A 10264-nucleotide genomic window follows, 5' to 3' on the forward strand; every position below is an offset into this window, starting at 1 on the left:
CTCGGAAGCCGGCGGGACTGCGGGGGCTGAAGTCTGAAGGACCGCGGCCCAGCGCTCCGCGCAAGGCAAGGGGGAGCCAACGAACGCCGACGCGGACGGCGGCAGGGGGCGGCGGTGAGAGGACCGCATCCCAACACTCCCCGCAAGGAAGGCGCAAGGAAGGGGGCCTACGAACGCGACGCCGCCAGCAGCAGGGGCCTCGGTCAGAAGGACCACAGCCCCGCATTCCCTGCGATCGACAGGCAGCCCGCAGTCTCGGAGGACGCCAGGACTGCGGAGGCCGAAGTCAGAAGGACCCCGGCCCGACGCTCCGCGCGAGGACGGGGAACCCGACGAACGCCGAGGCCGCTGACGGCGGCGGGGACCGGGGTGAGTAGGTCCGCACGCCAACGCTCCGCGCAGGGAAGGGCGGGCCCGCGAACGCCGAGGCCGCCGACGGCAAGGGGCCTCGGTCAGAAGAACCACACACCAACCCAACGCTCCGCGCAGGGAAGAGCGAGCCCACAAACGCCGACGCCGTGGGCGGCAGGGGCCGAGGTCAGTAGGACCGCAGGCCCATGCTCCGGGCGATCCCGTTGCGCTGGATCTGGCTGGTGCCACCGGAGATCGTGGCCACGATCGACTCCCGGTAGCGGAAACTCATCACGCTCTCGGTCGAGAACCCGTGCCCGGCACAGACCTGCATCCCGAGCCGCGCCGCCGCGACATACGTCTCCGACCCCTTCAGCTTGGCCATCGAACCCTCCCGGGTGCACGGCTTGCCCTGGGCGAGCAGCCAGGCCGCACGGTAGGCGAGCAGCCGGGCCGAGTCGATCTCGGTCTGGAGATCGGCCATGGCGTGCGCGAGGGCCTGGAAGTTCCCGATCGGCCGGCCGAAGGCGTGCCGATTCCGGGAGTAGTCCAGCATCTCGTCCAACGTGGCCTGCGCGGCGCCGAGATACCCCCCGGTGATGATCACCTTCTCCAGCTCGATGTTGGAGAGCATCACCTTCCAGCCCTCGTCGCGCGGACCGACGAGGTTGGTCTTGGGGACCAGGGCGTCGTTGAAGAACACCTCGTTGGTGCCCAGGATGTGCCGCGCCAGCGTGGGCGTACGGCGCACCTCGACGCCGTCCGTCGCGGGGTCGACGAGGAGCAGGCTGATGCCGCCGTGCTTGGGCTCACGGGGCCCGGTCCGCACGTAGGCCGCGATGGTCGTGTCGGGGAGACCGCCGCCCGTGCACCAGGCCTTCTGGCCGCGCACGAGGAAGTGATCGCCGTGGTCCTCGGCGGTGGTGCGCAGCGCGGCGGCGTCGGACCCGCTGTCCGGCTCGCTGAGACCTACGGCGAGCCGGTGCCGCCCCGTCATCACCTGCTCGCGGATGAAGTCGCGCTGCGCCTCGCTGCCCCACCGGAACACCGTGATTCCGGGGATGAGGACACCGATGTAGCACATGGCGACGTCGAAGCTGGCCCGCCCCAACTCCTCCGCGATCAGGATGAGTTCGAGCGGACTACCGCCGTCGCCGCCCTCCTCCTCACTGAACGGGAGGGCGAACCACCCCAGGTCCGCCAGTCCGCGGAACAGCTCGGGCGGTACGCGTCCCTCCTCGTCCCACTGCTTGGCCCGCTCGGCCGGGCACACGTCGGCGACGAACTGCCGTGCCGTCGCGCGCAACAGGTTCTGCTCGTCGGTCAGTCCGAAGTCCACGGTCACTCCTTGCCCGCACCAGTCTATTCATCTAGCTAATTATTCTACGTTAGCGGATGGCGTCCGGGGTAGCGTGCGGGTAGAGCGGTGGGTCGGACCGAGGCATCCCGCGACCCCGGTCCACTCCCCCGGCGGGCCACGCCGATGCGCGAAACCGGTCCCGGACGCCGCGCCTCCGCGCGCCTCCGCTCAGGGCTAGGAACGTGCCGGGCGCCCTGCCGTCCCGCCCACTCATCCCCGTGTAAGAGACTGTGCGCCGTGACCGCATCCGCCGCCCGGTGACGCCATGCCGGGCGGCACTGTCCCGGGAGAGACAACGACATGATCATTTTCGGCACCAAGGGGTACCTCTACCAGCTCGCGATACTGACGCTGGTGTGCGCCAACTGCGGGAATCCCGCCGCCCATACGCTCAGGAAGCGCGTCACCAAGTTCACGCTGTTCTTCGTGCCGCTGTTCCCCCTCTCCACGAAGTACGCGACGCAGTGCACCTTCTGCGGCGCGGAGCAGAAGCTCACGAAGGAGCAGGCAGAGCAGTTGCAGGCGCAGGCCGCGAGCAACCAGGCGTACGGACAGCCGCAGCAGCAGCCCTATCAGCAGTAGCAGGGGCTGCGCCGCGAGTGAGCGGGTGGGTTCGGTGCGCCCCTGTGCCCGGCCGGGCACACTTCCAGAGGGAGGACTACGGTGCTGCCCGTCCGGTACGGACCCACGCTCACGCGGCTCTCATCGCTCGCCGCCGGAATACGAGGCGAATGCCACGAGCGGCGCAGGCAGAAGGACACGGCCACGCCGGCCCAGGTCCGGCTGATCAGGCGACCGAGCCCACCACCAGCGCCGCGCACGCGAACAGCACGACACTGATCAGTGTCATGGCGATCAGTGTTCCGCGCAGCCACCGTCCGAATCGGCGGCGGTGCGCCTCCTCCACCGCGTTGATGCTGTCGGCTATGTGATCGGTGACCATCCGCGCCACGTATTGCTGCTCATCGAGGTACCAACGCTCCAGATCGCGTCTCTGACCGGCGCTGAAGTCCGTGGCCCGCTCGGTGAATTCGGCCAGCCGCCGACGGGCCGCGCCGAGGTGGGCCTCCCGGTACAGATGGGCCTCGATGTCGATCAGGCCGCGAGCCGCTGTCTGCTTTCCCATGTCCATTGTGTGCTCCGAAGTCGAACGTGCTGCTGTCAGGACCCCCGTGGACGCGCTCACCGTCCGCAGACCCGATCACCGGTCCGGGCTCGGCATCTACGAGGGGATATCCCTCCAGGCCGTGAACGGACCCTCGGAGAGCGCGGTGTCGGTCGCAGGACGCCGGTTGGCCGCCATGACGGCTGTGGTCGAGCCCGCGGCAACCGCAGCGAGGCTGAGATTCTCACCTCATGAGACCGGTACGAGAGCTGGCGTGTGACACCGCACGCCGAATAGAAATCCGCGCCGCCAAGCCTGGGCCGTCACGTCTTCCGCGACAAGGCCGGCGACGGCTCGGACGACCAGCTGGTTCCTGCGGAGCCGCGCCTCACCGGGACCGGGTGGAGGGCTTCCAGGTCGCGCGTACGCGTCCAGACCCTGATGACGCCACCTTCGTCATGCCGGTGCACCGGCCCGGGTGCATGGCGCAGGACAGCGTCGATCCGTTCGTCGCCGGGGAGGACGAGACCGTAGACCGTCTTCCAGCCACCGCCGGCGGCATGGCTTCCCAGGGCACGGAGCAACCTGGTCCCCAGCCCGCGGTTCTGCCAGGAGTCCTCAACGAGCAGGGCCGCTTCGGCTGTTGAGCGGTCCGGCATGAGGTGCCCCAGGGCGACGATGCGATCCGAGTCGTCCCAGGCAGCCAGGTGAACCGATCCGGGGCGGCCCAGCAGCAGGGGCAGGTAGCTGCGCGCGTCGGGCATGGCTCGGTGGTAGCGGCTCCACGAGGTCTGTGAAGAGCATCGTCTGTGATGAGCCACGGCGGCGTCGAGATCGCCGGGACCTGCCGAGGTGATGCGCGGTGGCTGGTTCATCGACTCCTCCTGGCGCTGGTGTGACCCGTGCGCCAACGTGACCTGTCGCATAGCGAGAGCTGGCCCCTCATGAAGAGCGGAGGGGCGCACGAATTCCCCGACGTTGATCGGGTTGCCGTCGACGCGCGGCGGATACCGCATGCCCCGGTCGGAGACGTGAACCTGGTGTCCCGGACGTGGAGCACCACCCGAAGGGGGTCGGTGGGCCGCTCGGTGTGTCCCGACCTCCGTGCCCGCGCCGAGGGTCCCGGCGCGGTGTGCGCACCGGGACCCTCGCGGCCTCATCGCACCGAGTGAGCGGCGTCCTCGATGACGTCGGTGACCTTCCCGGGCTGCGAGACACTCACCGCATGGGACGCACGGACCTTCGTGATGTGTGCGCCCGCCCGCTGGGCCATGAACTCCTGGGCCTTCGGAGGGATGTTGAGGTCCTGCGTTGCGATCAGCACCCAGGACGGAATGGTCTTCCAGGCGGGTTCGGCCGCGCCCTCGGCCAGGGCGGCGCTGGTCACCGGTCGCTGCGTGACCGCCATCAGGTCGGCCTGGCCACGAGGCACGTCGGCGGCGAACTGGTGCGGGAACTTGTCGTTCTGAATGTAGAGATCGGTGCCTTGGGAGCCATCGGGGTTGGTGATCGGCACGGGACGCAGGGCGTCGCCGAGGGTGCTGCCGGGGAACCTGCCCGACAGGTCGCCCGCGCTCTCGCCCTTCTCCGGGAGGAAGGCGGCGACATACACGAGCGCCTTGACGTCCTTGTCTCCCGTGGCGGCATTGCTGATGACGGAACCGCCGTAGGAGTGGCCCGCGAGCACGACAGGGCCGTCGATGCTCGCCAGGATGTCCTTCAGGTAGGCGGCGTCTCCCTTGAGGGACCGCAGGGGGTTGGCGACGGCGACTACGGGATAGCCGTCGTGGCGGAGCTCTCTGACGACGCCGTTCCAGCTGGTGGAGTCGGCGAACGCGCCATGGACAAGTACCACCGTCGGCTTGGGCCGCTGAGTGGCCGTGTCCTTGTCCGCGGACGCCGGCGCGATGGTCGTGGCGGTGAGGGCTGCGGCAATACAGGCCCCGGCCAGGACGGTGAGCGGAGTCCTGGCACGGCGCATGCGGGATGAAGGGTTCATAAGGGGTGCCTTTCGGAATGTGGTTGGTGGTCGCGTCACGTTGCGGAGTCGGGTGGGGCGCTGCCCCGTGGACGTTCGGTGGCAGTCATCGACGGCAGAGGGAAGTCATCGCCGAGATGGCAGTGCCCGCGTCTTGAAACGGGCCTCGGAGTCAAGGCCGCTGTCGGTCGGGGGATTTGGGGTACTCAGTGCGGCGAACTCCCATGTGCCGCGATCTCTTCATGTGACCGAAGAGCTTGTTGAAAGGTGACACTCCATGACCGTCAGAAGGGACGGAGGCGGTCGCGGACCGTTGGCCTCGCCGAGCAGGGTCGCGCGACTCCCGTTATGACGTGCGGTCACATTGCCCTGATGCCACAGGGGTTCACCTCGGCACGGATCTACTGAACGATCCAAGCGCCGATGTTGCGGCCGAATCCCTGTTGCGTCGTCATCGTCGTCGCCATCGGCCTCGCCATCGCCATCGCAGGACGACACCTCCGGCTGTCACAGAAACCCTCGTTGCTCGGTCAGGAAAGCGGGCACATCCGGTGACGCCGGACGGCCACTTAGCTCACCCGCACGAGGGCGGACCTGCCCGCGCCGGCCCCGTCCGGACGTGTGAACTGACGCATCGTCCGGCGAGAAAGGACTTCCCAATCGTGTTGTCAAGCCGCGGCCGCGACGGGAGGTGAGCCTTGATAGCACTTACCGTCACGGATCATCGCCCACAGGACGTTAAGACGTCGGCGCGCGAGAGCGAGCAGGGCCTGCTTGTGGCCCTTCCCCTCGTCGCGCTTGCGTTGGTAGAACGCCTTGGAGGCGGGGCAGGTCGTGATGCTGACCATCGCCGAGAGGTACATCGACCGCAGCAGGCCGCGGTGGTACCACTTGGGCCTGCGCAGGTTGCCGCTGACGCGGCCGGAGTCACGGGGCCTGGGTGCCAGGCCGGCGAAGCCGGCCAGGCGGTCGGCGCTGCCGAAAGCGTCCATGTCGCCGCCGGTCGCGGCAAGGAACTCGGCGCCGAGCCTGGGGCCCATGCCGGGCAGGCTGCGGATCACTTCGGCGTGCGGATGCTCGCGAAACCTGGCCTCGATCAGGGCGTCGAGTTCGGCGATCTCCTCATCAAGGGCCATCACCCCCTTCGCGAGGCGGACCACCATGGCGGCGGCCGGCTTCTCGCCGGGCAGCGCGGTGTGCTGAGCCTGCGCAGCCTCCACAGCCTTCTTCGCGAGTGTGCCGGCACCGCGGACTTTGCGGTTCCTCAGCCACGTCTCGATGCGCCGGACGCCGGCGCGGCGGATCGCGGCGGGGGTCTGGAAGCCCGTCAGGAGCATGAGCGGGCCCTTGTTGACCAGGTCCAGCGACCGCTCCAACGCGGGGAACATCTCAAGGAGCCGGGCACGCAGGCGGTTGATCTGCCGGGTGCGGTCGAAAACCACGTCCAGTCGGCGGTTGGTCAGGGTGCGCAGGTCCACGGCGATCTCGTCGCCGGACCGCAGCAGGCCGAGGTCGCGGCGGACGCGTGCCTGGTCAGCGATGACGAACGCGTCCCTGGCATCCGTTTTGCCCTCGCCCTTGTACGTGGCCGAGGCACGGCAGACGGCAAGGCCGGTCAAGTAGACCAGGGGCTGGTCCTGGCTGAGGAGCAGGCCGATCAGCAGCGCGGCGCCGCCATGGCTGAGATCGACAGCCCACAGCACGTCGGTGGATATCGCCAGGACCTCGCCGATGAGCTCAAGCAGCTCGCTCTCGTCGTTGAGGACCCGGCGCGACAGCAGCCGTTCACCGTCTGGGTTGATCACCACGCAGTGGTGATGTTCCTTGCCGATGTCCACCCCGGCCCAGATCTCGGGCACCGCCACCTCCGCCAGCTCGCCGTCTCACATGTCACCCGCAGACGACCTCGCCGACGTTGTCCTACAGCAGCGATCGGAGTCGCGTCTCCCCATTGGCGGTCGGGTCGTCGCGGGGCTCCGGGCGGCCAAGTCCTTTGAGCCTTGCCTACGGCGCCTCGATGACAGCCATACCCAGAACCCCTGGGCCCTCCGATCTTACGAATGACCAGAGCAACCACGCTTGAAAGGTAGGACACTCAATGACTCACGGCTTCGATCACAGCGACCGTCCCGCCGTCACCGCCGTGTTCCTGGCAGCGGAGGCGGCCCTGCTCACGGAGCGGGTCCGCATGCTTCGGGAGCACCTGGACGACGTCGATGCCCGCATCCAGGAGACCGCCGACAGGCTGCGTCGGCGCTCCGCTCCCTGTCGGCCCTGACCGTTCGGCACCCTGTCGTCTCTGCCTGGCGGTGCGCTCATGACGGTGGGACACTCGATTGCATCTTTCGACTCGCACTGGTGCGTCTGCGGTGATGAGTATGATCCTGCATACGATGTCACGAGGTATCCCATGCCGGATTCCGAGCCAGCGGCCCCAACGCCTGACTGGGCACAGCCCGGCGCATGGGGGTGAGGATGAGAGGAAGCCATGGTCCCGGCAACTCGCGCGGCGAACAACATCGAGAACACCGCTGAGAGCCTCCAGGAGGATCTGGCCCGACTGGAAATCCAGAAGCGGGCGCTGGAGAGGGAACTGGCCGCCGTCGCCGCGCACCTCGACTCCGTGCAGCGTGCTCTGGGCGCCCTGTCCGTTCTGATGTCCAACCCCACCGACCTCGCCGCCCCCGCCGCCCCCGCGCGCTCCACGTCAGCCGGCGACGCCGACCGGCATCACGGTGTGAAGGCGGTACAGGAAGCCGCCCCCTCTCCCGTCGAAGAGCCACCTGCGGACGGCACGTCCCGGTCCAGGACGACTGAGCAGCAGTACGGACAGCTCACCGAACAGATCATGGAGTTCTTCACGCACACGGCCGACAAGGAGGTCCGGGCTCGTGACGTGGCCGCGGCGCTCGGCCGTGACACCGACAGCGGGAGCATCAACGCCGTGCGCAGCACGCTCGACCGCCTCGTCGGCACGTCCCGGATCCGGCGGGCCGGCCGGGGACTCTACCGAGCCTTGTGACGCATGGGGTGCCATGCCTCGGACGCGATCCGCGGGGGGTCTGACGCGGGACCGAGGCGGGCGCCACTGTGTCCCAGGAGCAGGAGCAGGAGCTGGAGCAGCCGCGAACATTCCGCGCCCTCCCAGAACACTGTGATGAGGATACCTGCGTCTGCCACTCTTCGATCTGAACAATGGCACCGCCCAGAGCCGTAGCCGAGACGGCGGATCAACCGTCCTGTGCGCTCCGCTCGAACCGCGCGCTCCGCGACCCTGATCTCGGGAACACGCCTGACCCGCACACCGTTGCACCGCACAGCGGAAAGGACGGTAAGACCGTGCACGGTGAGTACAAGGTTCCTGGCGGCAAGCTGATCGTCGTGGACATCGAGGTGGAGGACGGCGTGCTGCGCCGCCCCCAGGTCGCGGGGGACTTCTTTCTCGAACCGGACGAGGCCCTCGACGCCGTGAACCGTGCACTGGACGGCGCCCCGGCCGACACGGACGCAGCCGGTCTGGCGGCGCGCATCGACCGGGAGCTGCCCGACGGCACGGTCATGTACGGCCTGACGTCCGAAGGTGTGGGCATCGCCGTACGCAGGGCCCTGGCGCACGCCAGTGACTGGACCGACTACGACTGGCAGCTGATCCACGACGGCCCGCAGAGCCCGGCACTCCACATGGCGTTGGACGAGGCCCTCACGGCCGAGGTCGCCGCCGGACGTCGGCCGCCGACGCTCAGGGTGTGGGAATGGGCGGACCCGGCGGTGATCATCGGCAGCTTCCAGTCCCTGCGCAACGAAGTCGACCTCGACAGCGCCCGCGAGCACGGCTTCGAGGTCGTGCGCCGCATCTCCGGCGGAGGGGCGATGTTCGTGGAACCCGGCAACACCATCACCTACTCGCTCTCGGTGCCCGACGCGCTGGTGCAGGGGCTCTCCTTCCAGGACAGCTACGCCTATCTCGACGACTGGGTGCTCGACGCGCTCGGCGAGATGGGGATCAAGGCTTGGTACCAGCCGCTGAACGACATTGCGACCGACCAGGGAAAGATCGCGGGCGCGGCCCAGAAGCGCGTCGTGGGGCCGGGCGGAGGGCCCGGCGCCGTGCTGCATCACGTGACCATGGCCTACGACATCGACGCCGACAAGATGGTCAGTGTCCTGCGCACCGGGCGGGAGAAGCTGTCGGACAAGGGCACGAAGAGCGCGAAGAAGCGAGTGGATCCGCTGCGACGGCAGACCGGCCTGGAACGGGAGGCCGTCATCGCGGGACTGATCAGTTCCTTCACGAACCGCTATGGACTCACCGTGGGCAGGGTGACGGACGCCGAGATGGAGCGTGCGCGGGAACTCGTGGACACGAAGTTCACCACGGCGGAATGGACGGCCCGGGTTCCCTGAAATCCGGCGGCCCGGACCGCGGCCGGGGAGGACCGCCCGGCCCGTCAGGGCTTCGCCGCTTCGGGCACGGGTTGGCCGGCCAGCCAGTCTCCGTAGCGCTGCCGCGCGATGTGGGCCCCAGGGCCGGGCAGCAGATCCGCGTGCCGAATACGAGCGCCGAATACGGTGCTGCGGTTGTCGGCGAAGACGCGGCGGTGTTCCTGGTCCGCGGTGAGAGCCGCGCGGACGAAGGTGTCCAACCTGAACTGCTCGGGGCCGGCGATCTCCTGAACGGCATGTGACGGTGTGAACGCGGCGGTGTGGGCGAGCAGCGTGGCCACTTCGGCGCCCGCGACCGGGCGTATTCCGACGGGCGGCACCCAGACGATCCAGTCCTCTGTCGTCGCGGCCGCGATCTCGACCGCCGACTCGAACAGCTGGGTGGCGCGGACGATCGAGTACGGGATGCCGGATCGCCGGATCATCTCCTCCTGGGCCCGCAGTGCCCGAAAGGCTCCCTCCGCGCGTACTCGGTCCACGCCCACCACGGACAGCGAGACATGGTGCGCGACGCCGACCGCAGCTTCGGCGGCGAGGAGACCGGCCGTGGCGCGGCCCCGCCGCGCCACGAGAGCCTCCTCATCGATGACCAGGCCGTCGTCCTCGGTGAGAGTGCCGTCGGCGAGGGACGGCGGCCCCGAGAGGTCGATCACCACGGAGCAGCCGGTCAGTGCGCCCGCCAGGTCGGCCTCCGTGAGGTTGTCGCCACCGGTGGGCGCCGAGACCACGGCGACCTCATGACCGTGGTCCCTCACTCGCTGCGCGGTCTCCGCCTGGGTGGGCAGACCGTTGCCGAAGACAACCACCTTCATGGCTATACCTCTCTCCATAGGGACGGGCCTCGCCTCGCGGTATCCGCAGTGGCGCCCCGTCAGGAGTGGACCAGAGCAGAACCAACGGTGTGACAGCGTCCCCGGGCGTCGGCAGGCCCGCGTCAGCCCATGTCCTCGAGTTTCTTGCCCTTGGTCTCCTTGACGAACTTGAGGACGAAGGGGATGGAGAGCGCGGCGAAGACGGTGTAGATCAC

At 68.7% G+C, this 10264-nt stretch carries 10 protein-coding genes; 4 read left to right on the forward strand and 6 right to left on the reverse strand.

Annotated features, from left to right (window positions below):
- Positions 1-538 precede the first annotated feature (538 nt).
- A complete protein-coding gene (locus ACIRB1_RS45800) occupies positions 539-1690 on the reverse strand; it encodes an acyl-CoA dehydrogenase family protein (protein ID WP_403469901.1) in 1152 nt (383 codons plus the stop codon).
- A gap of 321 nt (positions 1691-2011) precedes the next feature.
- Here ACIRB1_RS45800 and ACIRB1_RS45805 point away from each other — a divergent pair, with 321 nt between their 5' ends.
- A complete protein-coding gene (locus ACIRB1_RS45805; RefSeq protein WP_352181728.1) occupies positions 2012-2293 on the forward strand; it encodes a zinc-ribbon domain-containing protein in 282 nt (93 codons plus the stop codon).
- A 205-nt stretch (positions 2294-2498) separates the two neighbouring features.
- Here the strand turns inward: ACIRB1_RS45805 and ACIRB1_RS45810 are convergent, their stop codons facing one another.
- The 4 genes from ACIRB1_RS45810 to ACIRB1_RS45825 all read right to left on the reverse strand — a co-directional run bounded on the left by ACIRB1_RS45810 (position 2499) and on the right by ACIRB1_RS45825 (position 6659).
- Positions 2499-2837: a hypothetical protein gene (locus ACIRB1_RS45810; protein ID WP_352181727.1), complete on the reverse strand. Its 339-nt coding sequence runs from the start codon at positions 2835-2837 to the stop codon at positions 2499-2501.
- A 302-nt stretch (positions 2838-3139) separates the two neighbouring features.
- Positions 3140-3580, reverse strand: a complete 441-nt coding sequence (locus tag ACIRB1_RS45815; protein WP_403469902.1) for a GNAT family N-acetyltransferase — start codon at positions 3578-3580, stop codon at positions 3140-3142.
- A gap of 392 nt (positions 3581-3972) precedes the next feature.
- Positions 3973-4815 (reverse strand): alpha/beta fold hydrolase, encoded by an 843-nt coding sequence (locus ACIRB1_RS45820; protein ID WP_403469903.1) that lies wholly within the window; start codon positions 4813-4815, stop codon positions 3973-3975.
- A 647-nt stretch (positions 4816-5462) separates the two neighbouring features.
- Positions 5463-6659 (reverse strand): IS110 family transposase, encoded by a 1197-nt coding sequence (locus ACIRB1_RS45825; RefSeq protein ID WP_403469904.1) that lies wholly within the window; start codon positions 6657-6659, stop codon positions 5463-5465.
- A 233-nt stretch (positions 6660-6892) separates the two neighbouring features.
- Here ACIRB1_RS45825 and ACIRB1_RS45830 point away from each other — a divergent pair, with 233 nt between their 5' ends.
- The 3 genes from ACIRB1_RS45830 (at position 6893) to ACIRB1_RS45840 (ending at position 9198) form a co-directional block, all read left to right on the forward strand.
- Positions 6893-7072 (forward strand): hypothetical protein, encoded by a 180-nt coding sequence (locus ACIRB1_RS45830; protein WP_403469905.1) that lies wholly within the window; start codon positions 6893-6895, stop codon positions 7070-7072.
- 210 nt (positions 7073-7282) lie between these two features.
- Positions 7283-7816 (forward strand): hypothetical protein, encoded by a 534-nt coding sequence (locus tag ACIRB1_RS45835; RefSeq protein ID WP_403469906.1) that lies wholly within the window; start codon positions 7283-7285, stop codon positions 7814-7816.
- Between the two features lie 317 nt (positions 7817-8133).
- On the forward strand, positions 8134-9198 hold the full coding sequence (locus tag ACIRB1_RS45840) for a biotin/lipoate A/B protein ligase family protein (protein WP_403469908.1): 1065 nt from the start codon (positions 8134-8136) through the stop codon (positions 9196-9198).
- 44 nt (positions 9199-9242) lie between these two features.
- Here the strand turns inward: ACIRB1_RS45840 and ACIRB1_RS45845 are convergent, their stop codons facing one another.
- Complete coding sequence (locus tag ACIRB1_RS45845; protein ID WP_403469909.1) at positions 9243-10049, reverse strand: SDR family oxidoreductase; 807 nt, start codon at positions 10047-10049, stop codon at positions 9243-9245.
- Between the last annotated feature and the right edge of the window lie 215 nt (positions 10050-10264).

It is taken from the genome of Streptomyces sp. NPDC096013 (assembly GCF_044763565.1).
Taxonomy (GTDB): Bacteria; Actinomycetota; Actinomycetes; order Streptomycetales; family Streptomycetaceae; genus Streptomyces.

Bases quoted from the DNA above. Each gene is read 5' to 3' on its own strand.
- ACIRB1_RS45805 (WP_352181728.1), top strand. From the start codon at position 2,012: ATGATCATTTTCGGCACCAAGGGGTACCTCTACCAGCTCGCGATACTG.
- ACIRB1_RS45820 (WP_403469903.1), bottom strand. From the start codon at position 4,815: ATGAACCCTTCATCCCGCATGCGCCGTGCCAGGACTCCGCTCACCGTC.
- ACIRB1_RS45815 (WP_403469902.1), bottom strand. From the start codon at position 3,580: ATGCCCGACGCGCGCAGCTACCTGCCCCTGCTGCTGGGCCGCCCCGGA.
- ACIRB1_RS45810 (WP_352181727.1), bottom strand. From the start codon at position 2,837: ATGGGAAAGCAGACAGCGGCTCGCGGCCTGATCGACATCGAGGCCCAT.
- ACIRB1_RS45835 (WP_403469906.1), top strand. From the start codon at position 7,283: ATGGTCCCGGCAACTCGCGCGGCGAACAACATCGAGAACACCGCTGAG.
- ACIRB1_RS45845 (WP_403469909.1), bottom strand. From the start codon at position 10,049: ATGAAGGTGGTTGTCTTCGGCAACGGTCTGCCCACCCAGGCGGAGACC.
- ACIRB1_RS45830 (WP_403469905.1), top strand. From the start codon at position 6,893: ATGACTCACGGCTTCGATCACAGCGACCGTCCCGCCGTCACCGCCGTG.